The following is a 15,604-nucleotide window of genomic DNA, read 5'->3' on the forward strand; positions in this document are numbered from 1 at the left end:
TTTCAAAACAGAAAACGTGATAAAACGCTGCTTTTTTGATACAATTTATTACGGAATAACAGTTAATATCTTAACACATGTTTTCAAAGACTGTTCACATTTTTTTTTCGAATGACTTATAGAACATGTTATAATAGTTAGAGATAAGGCGAAGCTTACACCTGGGTAATGTACGCCGCTTTTTACGAATAGTAGAATGAAGAACGCCGGATTTTACGGGCAGTTATCTCACTGTAGCTCTTTGGGAATTTAGGGGTTACTGCCCGTCAAATTCGGATAAATAAGCACATTTCAATTATAGGGGGTATGTACAAATGCATATTATAGCAGTCGGCTTAAACTTTCGAACAGCCCCTGTTGAAATAAGAGAAAAGCTTAGTTTTAATGAGCAAGAACTAGCATCTGCCATGAAAACGTTAAGCGGCCAAAAAAGTATTTTGGAAAACATCATTGTTTCAACATGCAATCGTACGGAAATTTATGCTGTTGTTGATCAATTACACACGGGCCGTTATTATGTAAAAGCATTTTTAGCTGAATGGTTCGGAATAGATAAAGAAGAGTTTTCGCCTTATTTAACCATCTATGAAAATGATGGGGCCATCGAACATTTATACCGAGTAGCATGTGGATTAGATTCAATGGTGATTGGTGAAACACAAATTCTTGGACAAGTGCGTTCAAGCTTTTTGCTTGCTCAAGAAGAAGAAACAATTGGAACGGTTTTTAATCAGCTGTTTAAACAAGCTGTGACATTAGCCAAAAAAGCTCATCATGAAACAGAAATTGGTGCAAATGCAGTTTCTGTCAGCTATGCAGCCGTAGAGCTTGCTAAAAAGATTTTTGGAGACTTATCGTCCAAACATGTGTTGATTCTTGGTGCGGGAAAAATGGGTCAGCTTGCCGTACAGAATTTATATGGCAGCGGAGCTAAAAAAGTAACGGTAGTGAATCGAACATTTGAAAAGGCACAAGAGCTAGCAAACCGTTTTTCTGGAGAAGCCAAACCATTTGCTGATCTTCAGCATGCTTTAAGCGAAGCAGATATCTTAATTAGTTCAACAGGGGCTAATGACTATGTAGTAACGAAACAAATGATGAGTGAAGCCGAGCGTACGCGTAAAGGTCGTCCATTGTTTATGGTAGACATCGCCGTTCCACGTGACTTAGATCCAGAACTAGATGAGCTAGAAACGGTCTTTTTATATGATATCGACGATTTAAACGGGATTGTAGAATCCAATTTGCAAGAGCGTCAAAAAGCTGCGGATGAAATTGAAATTATGCTTGAAGCTGAAATTGTTGCTTTCAAGTCTTGGCTTGGTACATTAGGCGTTGTGCCTGTTATTTCTGCACTTCGTCAAAAAGCACTTACCATTCAAGCTGAAACGATGAAAAGCATTGATCGTAAGCTCCCAGATTTATCTGAGCGTGAGCGCAAAGTTTTAAATAAACATACAAAAAGTATAATTAATCAACTTCTTCGCGATCCAATTTTACACGCGAAAGAATTGGCTGGAGAGAAACATGCTGAAGAGTCTTTAGAGCTGTTCATGAAGATTTTTAATATTGAACAGGAAGTTGCTTTGCAAAAAGAAAAAGAAGAGCAGCTTCATACATCGATTACGTCTCATTCAGTAGCTTATCAGTCTTAAGTGAGGATTGAATAATGGTTGATATGGAATTAACCAGAATCTATGAATTGATTGTGATTTTATACGCGGTGAGCGTTTTATTATATTTTATTGATTTTGTACAAAATAACCGGAAGGCAAACTCGATAGCCTTCTGGTTACTTTCTATTGTGTGGGTTTTGCAAACAGCCTTTTTAATTTTACGAATGTTTGAGACGGGAAGGTTTCCTATTCTTACCGTTTCTGAAGGGCTGTATTTTTACGCGTGGGTCTTAATTACTCTTTCACTTGTGATTAATCGCCTGTTTCGCGTTGATTTTATGGTGTTTTTTACAAATGTGATTGGTTTCTTAATTATGGCTATTCATACGTTTGCTCCACTTGAAACATACACTGCTGTCCAGTCGGAGCGCCTTGTGTCAGAATTATTAATCATTCATATTACCATGGCTATTTTATCTTACGGCGCTTTTTCAGTCTCTTTTGTTTTTTCCGCTCTGTATCTTGTTCAGTATAATTTATTGAAAAAGAAGAAGTGGGGCAAGCGCTTGCTAAGAATTGAAGATTTAACAAAGCTAGATTACATGTCCTATGTATTAATTTTAATTGGTGTACCGCTGTTATTGCTTTCGTTAATCTTAGGAATCATATGGGCTTATATTAAATACGTAGATTTTCATTGGTACGATACAAAAGTGTTAGGTTCATTTTTAATGTTTGTTGCATACAGCGCTTACTTGTATGCTAGACTGCGTAGAGGTATTCAAGGAAAGGCAATCGCAATGTGGAATATTGGATTGTTCTTAGTCTTACTTATTAATTTCTTTTTATTTGGCAGTTTATCGAATTTTCACTTTTGGGGTTCGTAATTAGGAGGACAACATGCGAAAAATTATTGTCGGCTCTCGTCGAAGCAAACTTGCGTTAACACAGACCAAGTGGGTCATTGAACAGTTAAAAAAACAAGGTCTTCCTTTTGAGTTTGAAATTAAAGAAATGGTTACAAAAGGGGACCAAATTTTAAATGTAACGCTGTCCAAAGTAGGCGGTAAAGGTCTTTTTGTAAAAGAAATTGAACAAGCCATGTTAGATGAAGAAATTGATATGGCCGTTCATAGTATGAAAGATATGCCAGCTGTTTTGCCAGAAGGATTAACGATTGGATGTATTCCTTTACGAGAAGATCATCGTGATGCGCTTATTTCAAAAAATAGTGAACGATTTGAGGAGCTACCAAGCGGTGCTGTGATTGGGACAAGCAGCTTGCGTCGAGGGGCACAGCTTCTATCTATGCGTTCAGATATCGAAATTAAATGGATTCGAGGAAATATCGACACACGCCTAGAGAAATTAAAAAATGAAGATTACGATGCGATTATCTTGGCAGCTGCAGGGTTATCTCGTATGGGCTGGTCGAGAGATACGGTCACTCAGTACCTAGAGCCGGAAATAAGCGTTCCCGCTGTAGGACAAGGAGCTTTAGCTATCGAATGCCGAGAAAATGACCATGAATTATTATCGCTTCTTCAAGCTCTAAATCATGATGAAACCGCTCGTGCTGTTAGAGCTGAACGCGTATTTTTAAAAGAGATGGAAGGCGGATGCCAAGTGCCGATTGCGGGTTATGGGCGTATATTGGACGGCGGAAACATTGAGCTAACGTCGCTAGTCGCGTCTCCTGATGGCAAAACGATTTACAAAGAGCAAATTACGGGAAAAGACCCCGTTGCTATCGGTTCAGCAGCAGCTGAGCGCTTAACATCTCAAGGAGCTAAGCTTTTAATTGACCGTGTAAAAGAGGAGCTGGACAAATAATGAGTCATGAGGCTCCTCTTTTTTTAAAAACAGTTTTGATTACAAGAGAAGCGAAGCAGGCTCATTCATTTGCAGCACAGATTAAAAAGCTTGGAGGTATACCTTTAAGCTTACCAGTCCTCACGTTCGCACGTTCTAACAATGAAAAAGAAGTGGAAGATGTCCTGCTGTCGATTGACTGTTTTGATTGGATTGTTTTTACAAGTCAAAACGGCATTTCTTTTTTCTTTGAATGGCTAAAAGAGTTAAATATCAGTTGGAGTGCTTTAAAAAGATTAAAAGTGGCTGCGGTTGGAGAAAAAACCGCAAAATTGCTAGAAAAACATGATGTTAACGTGCAACTTGTTCCAAAAGAATACGTGGCGGAATCACTTCTTGAGTCGTTAAAAGCAAATGTGGCACATCACGAGCGAGTTCTCCTTGTACGAGGACAATTAGCCCGCTCTGTTTTAAAAGATGGGTTAAAAGAGTGTGAGGTAACGGATTTAGTTGTATATCAGACCATTCGAAATCAAGATTCTGAACGCTTGGTTAAGCAACATTTAGAAACAGGAATTGATGCCATTACTTTTACAAGTTCTTCTACAGTGAGGTTTTTTGTCGAGTCAGTTAAAGACATTCCGAATTGGCTTGAGCTTATAAATAGAGCCAAAGTTGTTTGCATCGGTCCTATTACGAGTCAGACAGCGAGCGAATATGGAATTAAGCATCTTGTTCCTAACACATACACAATAAATGGTATGATAGATATGTTGGTTAGTTGTTTTGAATAATAAAGGAGGATTTTAACATGAAAGATTTACAATTTACACGTCATCGTCGTCTTCGTAATTCTGTAAATATGCGTGCGCTTGTACGTGAAACACATTTACATCCTGAAGACTTTATATATCCTATTTTTATTGTAGAAGGTGAACAAAAAAGAAATGCTGTAAAATCAATGCCAGGTGTGGATCAAATTTCTTTAGACTACTTGAATGATGAAATCCAAGAGTTAGTCGATTTAGGAATCAAGTCAGCTATGGTATTTGGTGTTCCTGCTGAAAAAGATGCGGTCGGCTCACAGGCATACCATGACCACGGAATTGTTCAAAAAGGTATTCGTCAAATTAAAGAAAATTTTCCAGACTTTGTTGTTATCGCAGATACATGCTTATGTCAATACACAGATCATGGCCACTGTGGTGTAATTGAAGACGGAAAAATCTTAAACGATCCTAGCCTTGACTTATTAGCGCGTACAGCGGTCAGTCAAGCTAAAGCAGGAGCGGATATTATTGCGCCTTCAAACATGATGGACGGTTTCGTGGCAGCTATTCGCCACGGTCTAGACGAAGCTGGATTTGAAGATGTGCCCGTGATGTCTTATGCTGTTAAATATGCATCTGCTTTTTACGGACCATTCCGCGATGCAGCGCATTCTTCTCCTCAATTTGGAGACCGTAAAACATATCAAATGGACCCAGCCAATCGCTTAGAAGCACTTCGAGAAGCGGAATCTGATGTCGAAGAAGGAGCAGATTTCTTAATTGTAAAACCGGCTCTATCATATTTAGATATTATGCGCGATGTAAAAAATACGTTTAATTTACCGGTAGTAGCTTATAATGTGAGCGGTGAATATTCAATGATTAAAGCGGCAGCTCAAAACGGCTGGGTAAATGAAAAAGAGATTGTTCTTGAAAAATTAATTAGCATGAAGCGTGCAGGAGCGGATTTAATTGTAACGTATCATGCTAAAGACGCAGCACGCTGGTTATCTGACAAGTAATTAAGGAGGCTTACACATGAGAAGTTATGAAAAGTCAAAAGCAGCTTTTTTAGAAGCGCAGCAATTAATGCCGGGTGGAGTAAACAGTCCTGTTCGTGCATTTAAATCAGTAGATATGGATCCTATTTTTATGGAACGAGGAAAAGGCGCTACGATTTACGATATTGACGGCAACAAATATATTGACTACGTCTTATCATGGGGACCTTTAATTCACGGACATTCCAACGATCAAGTAGTTGAAGCAGTCAAAAAAGTAACGGAATCTGGTACAAGCTTTGGTGCACCAACATTAATTGAAAATGAGCTTGCTAAGGTTGTTATTGAGCGTGTTCCTTCAATTGAAATCGTCCGTATGGTGAGTTCAGGTACGGAAGCAACGATGAGCGCACTGCGTTTAGCACGCGGCTATACGGGCCGCAACAAAATTTTAAAATTTGAAGGCTGTTACCACGGACACGGTGACTCTCTTCTAATTAAAGCTGGCTCAGGCGTTGCAACGTTAGGCCTACCAGATAGCCCGGGAGTGCCTGAAGGAATCGCTAAAAACACGATTACAGTGCCGTACAATGATCTAGAAAGCGTACAATATGCTTTTAAAGAATTCGGAGATGACATTGCCGGAGTAATCGTTGAACCGGTAGCAGGAAATATGGGTGTGGTACCGCCTCAGCCAGGTTTCTTACAAGGGCTTCGTGATATCACATCAGAATATGGCTCACTGCTCATTTTTGATGAAGTAATGACAGGGTTCCGCGTAGCGTACAACTGTGCACAGGGATACTACAACATTACGCCTGACTTAACTTGCTTAGGAAAAGTAATCGGTGGCGGTTTACCAGTAGGTGCTTACGGTGGTAAAGCTGAAATTATGGAGCGAGTTGCACCAAGCGGCCCGATTTATCAAGCAGGTACATTATCAGGTAATCCGCTTGCGATGACAGCTGGATACGAGACGTTAACGCAGCTGACACCTCAATCCTACAATGAGTTCATTCGTAAAGCAGATCGCTTAGAAGAAGGATTGATGGCAGCAGCTGAAAAATATGATGTGCCGTTTACGGTAAACCGAGCTGGTTCAATGATCGGTTTCTTCTTTACAAACGAACAGGTAATAAATTACGAAACAGCGAAAACATCGAATTTAGATTATTTTGCAGCTTACTATCGTGAAATGGCTAATGAAGGCGTGTTTTTACCTCCTTCTCAATTCGAAGGAATGTTTTTATCAACTTCTCATACAGATGCAGACATTGAACATACAATTGCAGCAGCTGAAAAAGCCTTTTCGAAGTTACGTGGATAAACAGATAAATAAGATTGACTTTTATATCAAAGCTTACGGAGTATTCCGTAAGCTTTTTTAGTTTTAAAGACATATTTTAATTTATTTGTTCATACATCTTTAATGACCGCGCTATTACCTGGCGGGTGTTGGAAGGGGGAGAACAATTTGTCGCAGGATAATTTATCATGTCTGCGTTTTTCCGTAGAAGAATCAGTATGGTTTCAAAAAGGACAGGAAGTCTCACAACTTTTGTCTATCTCCTTAGAGCCTCAAGTATCTATTCAAGAATATGACCAATACGTGTCTATTCGAGGAGCATTACAATTAACAGGTGAATACGAAACGTGCGAGGGAGAGCACTCGTTACGCGAATATACAAATGAGAATCAAGTGCAATCTATCTCTGTCCGTGAAGACGGAACGGCTGAATTATCACATCAATTTCCTGTTGATATTACCATTCCTAAAAATCGTATTCAAAGTATTGAAGACGTATATGTATCTATTGATTTATTTGATTATGAATTGCCAGACACAAATCAGCTACAGCTAATGGCTGACTTGTCCATCACAGGATTGTACGAAGAACAGCATGAAGAACGAGAAGAGGAAGAGTTTTCGGAGGAACAGCACATCGTCTCTTATGAAGAAGTGGACGATGCTGAAGAGGTATATACTGAAAACGTTGCTCAAGAAGAAGAAGAACAAGAAGAACAAGAGTTTGACGTAAGCTATCGTGAAGCTCCCGCACTTTTAGAAGCAGAGGCTATTGAAGAAGAGCATTCAGAAGAGACCCCTAGTTATTTTTCATCTGTATTTAAAAAAGAATCTCGTGCTGAGCCGGTCGTGGAATATGAAGAGGAAGCATATGAACCATTTGAAGTCGAAGTGAAAAAAGAGGCCCAAATCGAGGAAGAAAGAGAAGACAATGTGATTGAACTGTTTCAGCTTCGTCAAGAGCAAGAAAGCTTCGAAGAATCGCAAGCTAGTGAATTGAATACGTATGCTGACGTTCAACAAGAGGCTGAGCAAGAAGAAGCTGAACAAGAAGAGGAAAAGATTATTGTTGAATTTCGGAAAGAAGAAAATGAAAGCGGCCGAAATGAAAACGCCCTTTATTTAACAAAGCTCTTTTCGCGGGAAGAAGAAGCTTTTTCAACGTGGAAGCTTTGTATTGTTCAAGACGGAGATTCGCTTGATACGATAGCAAACCGCTATAATACGAATGTACAAAACATTTTACGAGTAAATAATTTAGAAGATGAATATGAGCTGGAAGAAGGAAGCATCTTAAATATTCCCGTTCGTTAAAGTCGGAAAGAAAACAGTTTTGACGCATATAATGTCTTAACTGTTTTCTTTATTTTTTACGAGGAAGGAGAATATAGATGCAGCGGACAGTAGCAGACTACAAAGTATTGTTAAAAGAATATGACTTAGATGTTGACTTTATCGAAGACTACGGAAAAGTAAAAAAAGTCTATACGAAAACCGGCGTATTTGCGCTTAAAGAAATGGCGAATCATCAAGAACGAAATCAAAACTTCATTCAAAAGCTGCAGAACGTGCATCAAAAAGGATGGATGGGATTTGTCCCTATTTATCAAACAAAGCGTTCTCAGCCCATTGTTTCAGATGAAAGCGGCTCGTATTACTTAATGCCGTGGCTCCCAAATAATCCGACCGAAGAGCGTGATATTCGATATCATAAATTATTTCAAGAGCTTGCTAAGCTTCACGGCGCTTCAGCGCAGGAAGTAGAAGTGAAAAAAGAAGATATAGAAAATCATTATACATCGATGAAAGAAACGTGGGAAAAACGTCAGGAAGAGCTGAAGCAGTATGTAGCAGAATGCGAGAAAAAAATCTATATGTCCCCGTTTGAATTGCATTACTGTACGTTTTATTATGAAATGACAAGAGCGCTTGAATTTGGTTTTGGAAAGCTCGATCAGTGGAACGATGAAATGGAAGAAAAGGAAAAGATCCGGCTGGTTACGTCTCATGGAAAGCTATCGGCTAAACATTTTATCTATGACGAACGGGGAAATGGTTTTTTTATTAATTTTGAACATGCAAAAGATGCTTCACCGATTTATGATTTGGTCTCATTTTATTTCCGTACTCTTCGCACATACCCAGTAACTACCTATGACAGCTATGAGTGGTTTAGTACGTATGAAAAACATTTTGCTCTCAGAGAAGAGGAACGGCTGCTTTTACACAGTTATTTGGCGTTTCCAGAACCCTTGTATCAGTGTATCGTTCAATATAGGCAGCATAAAGAAAGTAAAACAGAGCTTGAACATATGCAGTCATTTATTCGAGCATACTGGCTGACGAAAAACATTGAACAGCTCAATATTAAAATATTTGAAGTAGATCAGCAAAAAAAAATGGCAGCGGAAGCAGCTGCACAAGCCCAAGCGAACGAATAGCGCTTGGGTTTTTAAATCCAGTCGGAATATAAAGCAACCGCTAGTATGGCAAGCAGTGCCAACAACAGTACATCAAAGGTTGTAGGGAAAAATAGTGTACGTATACCTTGAAAAATTGTTAAAGGAACAATAAACTGTCCACAAGCCGCTCCTGCTGTTTTGAGCCACCGCTGCAGCTGATACGAATTTACATTTATTCGTTTCTTCATTTGTACATGCCCCTTTCAATCCACGTGCCCAGGTTAAAGTAAGTATATGAAAAAAGAAAGAAATGGTGCCATTTTTTTGAGCGGACTCTTCATTTTATTTCCAAAATTAGCGAGTGAATGAAAAAATAAAGAGCAGAACAAAAAAATTATGAATATAATCGTAAAAAAGTGGAGAAGATTATTGACGATTCAACATTTTTTCATATAGTATAATTAAGAGAAATTCATACATAAATACAGTGAATAGGAAGAGTACGGGATGTTCGTCTTTCAGAGAGAGAAATCAGCTGCTGTGAGATTTCTTAAGAATGTGCACTCGGAATGTCGCCTATGAGTAGCTTTTTTGAACAGCTGCATAGCTCAGTAGAAAAAGCCGGTTAATCAACCGTTATGAAATGAAGTGTATAGGCTTATCAAACGGGATAGGTCTATAAAAAAAGGTGGTACCGCGAAATCAACTCCTTTCGTCCTTTTATTAGGAAAGGAGTTTTTTTATGTTTATAAAAGCTTTACACAGTTTCTAAAGACTGAAACTTTATATTATGGAGGTATACATTATGTCTGAAAAAGAAGTGACTCTTCCAACGAAGTATGATCCAAAAGCCGTTGAAGAAAATCGTTATCAGTATTGGTTAGACGGGAAGTTTTTTGAAGCAACAAATGATCCTGAAAAAGAGCCGTATACAATTGTAATTCCACCCCCAAACGTAACGGGCAAGCTGCATTTAGGCCACGCTTGGGATACAACGTTACAAGACATCTTAACGCGTATGAAGCGCATGCAAGGCCATGACGTTTTATGGCTTCCTGGTATGGACCATGCGGGGATTGCAACGCAGGCAAAAGTAGAAGAAAAGCTTCGCAGCGAAGGGAAAAGCCGCTACGATCTAGGCCGCGAAAATTTTGTAGCCGAAACATGGAAATGGAAAGAAGAATATGCAAGCTTTATTCGCCAGCAGTGGTCGAAGCTAGGACTTGGCTTAGACTATTCACGCGAGCGCTTCACGCTTGATGAAGGCCTTTCTAAAGCAGTGCGCGAAGTATTCGTAACGCTTTACAAAAAAGGGTTAATCTATCGCGGAGAATATATTATTAACTGGGATCCAGCTACAAAAACAGCTCTTTCAGACATCGAGGTTATTTACAAAGATGTACAAGGTGCGTTTTATCATATGCGCTATCCGTTGGCAGATGGTTCTGGACATATTGAAATCGCAACAACCCGTCCTGAAACGATGCTAGGAGATACGGCTGTAGCTGTTCACCCTGAAGACGATCGCTATAAGCACTTAATCGGCAAAAAGGTTGTCCTTCCGATTGTAGGGCGTGAAATTCCTATCGTAGGCGATGATTATGTTGATATGGAATTCGGTTCTGGTGCGGTAAAAATTACGCCTGCTCATGACCCGAACGATTTTGAAATTGGAAACCGTCATAATTTAGAGCGTATTTTAGTGATGAATCAAGACGGTACGATGAATGACAAAGCAGGTAAATATGAAGGAATGGATCGTTTTGTTTGCCGTAAGCAAATTGTTAAAGACCTTCAAGAAGACGGCGTATTGTTCAACATTGAAGACCACATGCATTCAGTAGGTCACAGTGAACGAAGCGGTGCCGTTGTTGAACCTTATTTATCAACTCAATGGTTTGTAAAAATGCAGCCGTTAGCAGATAAAGCAGTAGATCTTCAAAAACAAGAAGAAAAAGTAAACTTTGTACCTGACCGTTTTGAAAAGACATACTTACACTGGATGGAAAATATTCGCGACTGGTGTATTTCGCGTCAGCTTTGGTGGGGACACCGCATTCCAGCTTGGTATCACAAAGAAACTGGAGAGGTATACGTAGATCATGAGGCTCCAGCAGATATCGAAAACTGGGAACAGGATTCAGATGTATTAGACACATGGTTCAGCTCAGCGCTATGGCCGTTCTCAACAATGGGCTGGCCGGATGTGGATGCAGCTGATTTCAAACGCTACTACCCAACAAATGTGCTTGTAACAGGCTACGATATTATTTTCTTCTGGGTATCTCGTATGATTTTCCAAGGTCTTGAATTTACGGGTAAACGTCCGTTTGACGATGTGCTCATTCACGGTCTTGTACGAGATGCTGAAGGTCGTAAAATGAGTAAATCACTTGGTAACGGCGTAGATCCAATGGAAGTAATCGAGAAATACGGTGCGGATTCTCTTCGCTACTTCTTATCTACAGGAAGCTCACCGGGACAAGATTTACGCTTCAGCTTTGAAAAAGTCGAAGCGACGTGGAACTTTGCAAATAAAATTTGGAATGCTTCTCGTTTTGCATTAATGAACATGGATGGCATCACATTTGAAGAGCTTGATTTATCAGGCGAAAAATCCGTTGCCGATAAATGGATTTTAACGCGCTTAAATGAGACGATTGAGCACGTAACAAAATTAGCTGACAAATATGAATTCGGTGAAGTTGGACGCATTCTCTATAACTTTATTTGGGATGATTTCTGCGATTGGTACATTGAAATGGCTAAACTTCCTCTTTACGGAGAAGATGAAGCAGCTAAAAAGACAACACGCTCAATTTTAGCTTATGTACTTGATAACACAATGCGACTTTTACATCCATTCATGCCGTTTATTACTGAGGAAATTTGGCAAAGCTTGCCGCATGAAGGCGAATCAATTACAGTAGCTAAATGGCCGGAAGTACGCGCTGAGCTTTCGGATAAAGAAGCTGCTAACGATATGCGTTTACTTGTAGATATTATCCGTGCTGTTCGTAATATTCGTGCTGAAGTGAACACGCCGATGAGCAAACAAGTAAAATTATTTATTAAAGCTAAAGATGAAAATATTCAAAGCCAGCTTGAAAAGAACCGTGCGTATGTAGAACGTTTCTGTAATCCAAGTGAGCTTGTGATTTCAACCGATGTTTCATTAGATGAAAAAGCGATGAGTGCTGTTGTAACAGGAGCAGAATTAATTTTACCTCTTGAAGGTTTAATTAATATCGAAGAAGAAATCGCACGTTTAGAAAAAGAATACGACAAGTTAAACAAAGAAGTAGAACGTGTACAAAAGAAATTAAACAACCAAGGCTTTATTGCAAAAGCGCCTGCTAAAGTAGTAGAAGAAGAGCGTGCAAAAGAGCAAGATTACGTTGAAAAACGTGAAGCTGTTCAGTCTCGTATTGCTGAATTACGCGGATAATCAATGGGTTAATGAATGAACAGAAAAAGCGTGGCTTGTATAGCGACGCTTTTTCTTTACATAATAATAGCGATGGAAAAGAAAGGTGAATAAAAGATGATAACGACATATGAAGAAGCGCTTGATTGGATTCATAACAGACTTCGCTTTGGAATCAAGCCGGGGTTAGAACGAATGGAATGGATGCTAGAGCAGCTTGATTTTCCGCAGCAAAATATAAATGCTATTCATGTTGCTGGGACGAATGGTAAAGGTTCTACTGTTTCTTATTTGCGAAACATGTTAGAAGAAGCAGGGTATAAAGTTGGAACGTTTACTTCCCCTTATATCGAAACATTTAATGAGCGGATTAGCGTGAATGGACAGCCTATTTCAAATGAAGCAATGACCGCTCTTGTTCAGGAAGTAAAGCCTGTAGTGGAGCGACTAGAACATACGGACTTAGGGTCAGCAACGGAATTTGAAGTGATTACAATCATGGCTTTTCTTTATTTCGGCTATCATGATTCAGTTGACTATGCTGTGTTTGAAACAGGTCTTGGGGGACGATATGATTCAACAAACGTTGTGAGTCCTATGGTGAGTGTTATTACAAACATTGGATTTGATCACATGGCGATACTAGGTGATACGGTAGAAGAAATTGCAGCAGAAAAAGCGGGGATTATTAAAAAAGAAGCCCCTATTATTACGGGTGCCGAGCAGGTAAAGGCGCTTGACGTCATTACAGAAGAGGCAAATTCGAAGCAGGCTCCGTTATTTGTGTTAGGAAAAGAATTTAAAATTGAAAACTATGAGCCCTTAGCAAATGGAGAAGGCTTTATGTTAAAAACGCCGTATGGCACATTTGAACACTTGCAATTAAATATGCTTGGCTATCATCAAGTTAAAAATGCAGCTTTGGCTGTGATGGCCGTTTGTTATTTAAAAGAAAAGAAAAAGCTTTCTATCTCCAAAGAGCAAATGATAAAAGGGATTCAGCATACAAAGTGGAACGGCCGCTTTGAGATAGTAAATGAGCATCCCTTAACGATTATTGATGGGGCTCATAATGCAGAAGGCATTGATAGCCTGTTATCTACTTTACGCCTTCATTATGAAGATCGAAACATTCATTTAGTTTTCAGCTGCTTAAATGATAAAAGCGCTGATCGAATGGTCCAAGAACTTGAAACAATCGCTGCAAGTATTACATTTACGTCGTTTGACTTTCCTCGTGCTCGCACAGCCGCGGAGCTTTATGAGATGAGTACTCATCATAATAAGCATATGGACGAGGATTGGAAAAAAGCAATTGCTTACGTAAAGGAAAAGGCGACAGGTGAACAAGACATGGTCGTGATTACAGGGTCTCTGTATTTTATATCAGAAGTGCGGGCTTTTCTTCTCAAATGAGCAAAAGCAGCAAGTGGAATCTTGCTGCTTTTAACATAATGTAAGGAAGGGATAGGGATAATAAGTAAGTACTAAGTTCAAAGTATTGTCACTTTCACCCCCTAGGTAAGTGATATATAATAAACATGTACATCACTAAATAAGGAGATTGTTAACATGAGTAAGAATAATGAAAAAATTGTACCGAAAAGTAATAAAAACTTTACCGGTATTATTCTTACCTTTTCAGTGATAGCGAATGTTATTATTTTACTGCTATTCTTTTCGAATATTGGCTATCAAGGAAAAGTAAGTTTTGATTTGACTATCTTTCCACGGTTAAATGCTATTTTGAATAGTTTTACGTTTATTTTTTTAGTTGCAGCGTTGATTTCAATTTTCAGGAAAAATATTAATGCTCATAAAGGTTTTATTTTAGCAGCATTCACTTCCACACTGCTCTTTTTAGTTTCATATTTAACGTTCCACTACATTTCCACAGAAACAGCCACGTTCGGTGGAGAAGGAATCGTTCGTCCCATTTACTTCTTTATTTTGATCACACACAGTTTCCTAGCAGCGATTATTGTTCCGCTGGCACTGTTTGCACTTGTGTGGGGCTGGACAATGCAAGTTGAAAAACATAAAAAAATTGTGCGATGGACAATGCCAATCTGGCTTTATGTAAGTCTTACAGGTGTAATTGTCTACTTATTTATGGCTCCTTACTATTAAAAAACGTCTGCTTTTGCAGACGTTTTTTTTATGCTGTTATTGTTTTTTAGTGGTATAATCCTTATTATCTATAAATGGTGTGTTTTAAGGAAGGAGGCATACAGAATATGACTTTTATGGGTATTATGATTCAGTGTATTAATCAAGGAGCTGTTTGATACTAATCAATAAAGGAGAGGTGTGGAAATGGATAAACTGTCCACGAAGAATAAAGGACTTTCTCTAATGCAAGTGATCATACTGGTTATCATAATAGGTCTTCTAGCAGCTTTTCTCATTCCGTTTATTGGCAGCTATTTAAAAGGAAAAGATACATTGCCCCATTCAAAAGAAAATCTACAGTTAGTATTCTGTACCCCTGAAATGGAAGGAGTCATATGAGTTTAATTTACCTTTATCTATTTGTTTCAGGTCTCACTCTAGGTTCATTTTATAATGTAGCAGGCCTTAGAATTCCTCAGAAAAAATCTATTTTATCTCCAAGATCTCATTGTCCACACTGTTTATACGTTCTTTCTCCACAACAGTTAATTCCCGTAGTCTCCTACATTAAAAATGCAGGAAAATGTAGTATGTGTCGCAAAAAAATCTCCTTCATCTACCCGTTCGTAGAATTTTCGACAGGAAGTTTATTTGTATATGCTTTTTTTAGATTGAATATGACGTTAGAACTGATTGTCATATTAACCTTTGTTTCTTTTTTAACAATTATAGTTGTCTCAGATATAGCTTATATGATTGTCCCAAATAAGGTACTGCTTTTCTTTTTGCCTATCTTTCTTCTTGAGCGTCTTTTCATTCCATTAACTTCGTGGAGTGATTCCTTAATGGGAGGAGGAATAGCATTTTTTCTCCTCTTTCTAGTCGCATTTCTCAGCAGAGGAGGCCTTGGAGAAGGAGATATTAAATTGTATGGTTTGATTGGTATTGTGCTTGGAGTAAAGCTTGTTTTGCTATCGCTTTTTTTAGCTATATTAATAGGCGGAACCGTTAGCATAGGAGCGTTATTAATGAAAAAGGCAAAGGTAGGTGTACCAATTCCTTTCGTTCCTTTTATTTTTATAGGGACAATCGCTGCTTATTTTCATGGAAACGAATTGATAGATTGGTATGTTAGCAACTATTTTTATTGAGCTTCAA

Annotated in this window: 14 protein-coding genes and 1 other annotated feature; of the genes, 13 read left to right on the top strand and 1 reads right to left on the bottom strand. The window is 38.7% G+C overall.

What is annotated here, in order from left to right:
- Window positions 1-314: 314 nt before the first annotated feature.
- The 8 genes from hemA (at window position 315) to ysxE (ending at window position 8,946) form a co-directional block, all read left to right on the top strand.
- Window positions 315-1,655: a glutamyl-tRNA reductase gene (gene hemA / locus POF52_RS01075; RefSeq protein WP_013085134.1), complete on the top strand. Its 1,341-nt coding sequence runs from the start codon at window positions 315-317 to the stop codon at window positions 1,653-1,655.
- Window positions 1,656-1,669: 14 nt separating this feature from the next.
- Entirely contained in the window at window positions 1,670-2,503 is an 834-nt protein-coding gene (locus tag POF52_RS01080; RefSeq protein WP_013059361.1) for a cytochrome C assembly family protein, read from the top strand.
- A 13-nt stretch (window positions 2,504-2,516) separates the two neighbouring features.
- Window positions 2,517-3,449: a hydroxymethylbilane synthase gene (hemC, locus tag POF52_RS01085; protein WP_271989247.1), complete on the top strand. Its 933-nt coding sequence runs from the start codon at window positions 2,517-2,519 to the stop codon at window positions 3,447-3,449.
- Window positions 3,449-4,222: a uroporphyrinogen-III synthase gene (locus POF52_RS01090; RefSeq protein ID WP_271989248.1), complete on the top strand. Its 774-nt coding sequence runs from the start codon at window positions 3,449-3,451 to the stop codon at window positions 4,220-4,222. The genes hemC and POF52_RS01090 overlap by 1 nt, the downstream gene beginning before the upstream one ends.
- 17 nt (window positions 4,223-4,239) lie before the next feature.
- Window positions 4,240-5,220 carry a porphobilinogen synthase gene (gene hemB, locus POF52_RS01095; protein WP_014458109.1) on the top strand — a complete coding sequence of 327 codons (981 nt, stop codon included), beginning with the start codon at window positions 4,240-4,242 and terminating at the stop codon, window positions 5,218-5,220.
- Window positions 5,221-5,236: 16 nt separating this feature from the next.
- Entirely contained in the window at window positions 5,237-6,526 is a 1,290-nt protein-coding gene (hemL, locus tag POF52_RS01100; RefSeq protein WP_013085130.1) for a glutamate-1-semialdehyde 2,1-aminomutase, read from the top strand.
- 147 nt (window positions 6,527-6,673) lie between these two features.
- Window positions 6,674-7,819 carry a stage VI sporulation protein D gene (spoVID, locus tag POF52_RS01105; RefSeq protein WP_271989252.1) on the top strand — a complete coding sequence of 382 codons (1,146 nt, stop codon included), beginning with the start codon at window positions 6,674-6,676 and terminating at the stop codon, window positions 7,817-7,819.
- Between the two features lie 77 nt (window positions 7,820-7,896).
- Window positions 7,897-8,946 (top strand): spore coat protein YsxE, encoded by a 1,050-nt coding sequence (ysxE, locus tag POF52_RS01110; protein ID WP_271989254.1) that lies wholly within the window; start codon window positions 7,897-7,899, stop codon window positions 8,944-8,946.
- A gap of 11 nt (window positions 8,947-8,957) precedes the next feature.
- On the opposite strand, the gene POF52_RS01115 is transcribed toward ysxE, so the two are convergent.
- A complete protein-coding gene (locus POF52_RS01115; protein ID WP_013059354.1) occupies window positions 8,958-9,155 on the bottom strand; it encodes a hypothetical protein in 198 nt (65 codons plus the stop codon).
- Between the two features lie 230 nt (window positions 9,156-9,385).
- Window positions 9,386-9,630, top strand: a binding site (T-box leader).
- Between the two features lie 82 nt (window positions 9,631-9,712).
- Here POF52_RS01115 and POF52_RS01120 point away from each other — a divergent pair.
- From POF52_RS01120 to POF52_RS01140, 5 genes are all read left to right on the top strand, one after another.
- Window positions 9,713-12,355: a valine--tRNA ligase gene (locus POF52_RS01120; protein ID WP_271989257.1), complete on the top strand. Its 2,643-nt coding sequence runs from the start codon at window positions 9,713-9,715 to the stop codon at window positions 12,353-12,355.
- 96 nt (window positions 12,356-12,451) lie between these two features.
- Window positions 12,452-13,750: a bifunctional folylpolyglutamate synthase/dihydrofolate synthase gene (locus POF52_RS01125; protein WP_271989259.1), complete on the top strand. Its 1,299-nt coding sequence runs from the start codon at window positions 12,452-12,454 to the stop codon at window positions 13,748-13,750.
- Window positions 13,751-13,906: 156 nt separating this feature from the next.
- The gene (locus POF52_RS01130) at window positions 13,907-14,464 is read left to right on the top strand and encodes a DUF420 domain-containing protein (RefSeq protein ID WP_013059351.1); all 558 of its coding nucleotides are present in this window, start codon (window positions 13,907-13,909) and stop codon (window positions 14,462-14,464) included.
- Window positions 14,465-14,650: 186 nt separating this feature from the next.
- On the top strand, window positions 14,651-14,845 hold the full coding sequence (locus POF52_RS01135) for a hypothetical protein (protein WP_271989262.1): 195 nt from the start codon (window positions 14,651-14,653) through the stop codon (window positions 14,843-14,845).
- Window positions 14,842-15,597, top strand: a complete 756-nt coding sequence (locus tag POF52_RS01140) for a prepilin peptidase (protein WP_271989264.1) — start codon at window positions 14,842-14,844, stop codon at window positions 15,595-15,597. Before POF52_RS01135 ends, POF52_RS01140 begins: the two co-directional genes overlap by 4 nt.
- The last annotated feature ends 7 nt before the right edge of the window (window positions 15,598-15,604 follow it).

This window comes from Priestia sp. AB, from assembly GCF_028369225.1.
GTDB classification, from domain to species: Bacteria; Bacillota; Bacilli; order Bacillales; family Bacillaceae_H; genus Priestia; species Priestia megaterium.

Bases quoted from the DNA above. Each gene is read 5' to 3' on its own strand.
- hemC (WP_271989247.1), top strand. From the start codon at position 2,517: ATGCGAAAAATTATTGTCGGCTCTCGTCGAAGCAAACTTGCGTTAACA.
- POF52_RS01090 (WP_271989248.1), top strand. From the start codon at position 3,449: ATGAGTCATGAGGCTCCTCTTTTTTTAAAAACAGTTTTGATTACAAGA.
- POF52_RS01120 (WP_271989257.1), top strand. From the start codon at position 9,713: ATGTCTGAAAAAGAAGTGACTCTTCCAACGAAGTATGATCCAAAAGCC.
- ysxE (WP_271989254.1), top strand. From the start codon at position 7,897: ATGCAGCGGACAGTAGCAGACTACAAAGTATTGTTAAAAGAATATGAC.
- hemA (WP_013085134.1), top strand. From the start codon at position 315: ATGCATATTATAGCAGTCGGCTTAAACTTTCGAACAGCCCCTGTTGAA.
- POF52_RS01080 (WP_013059361.1), top strand. From the start codon at position 1,670: ATGGTTGATATGGAATTAACCAGAATCTATGAATTGATTGTGATTTTA.
- POF52_RS01130 (WP_013059351.1), top strand. From the start codon at position 13,907: ATGAGTAAGAATAATGAAAAAATTGTACCGAAAAGTAATAAAAACTTT.
- POF52_RS01140 (WP_271989264.1), top strand. From the start codon at position 14,842: ATGAGTTTAATTTACCTTTATCTATTTGTTTCAGGTCTCACTCTAGGT.
- hemB (WP_014458109.1), top strand. From the start codon at position 4,240: ATGAAAGATTTACAATTTACACGTCATCGTCGTCTTCGTAATTCTGTA.
- POF52_RS01125 (WP_271989259.1), top strand. From the start codon at position 12,452: ATGATAACGACATATGAAGAAGCGCTTGATTGGATTCATAACAGACTT.
- POF52_RS01135 (WP_271989262.1), top strand. From the start codon at position 14,651: ATGGATAAACTGTCCACGAAGAATAAAGGACTTTCTCTAATGCAAGTG.
- hemL (WP_013085130.1), top strand. From the start codon at position 5,237: ATGAGAAGTTATGAAAAGTCAAAAGCAGCTTTTTTAGAAGCGCAGCAA.
- POF52_RS01115 (WP_013059354.1), bottom strand. From the start codon at position 9,155: ATGAAGAAACGAATAAATGTAAATTCGTATCAGCTGCAGCGGTGGCTC.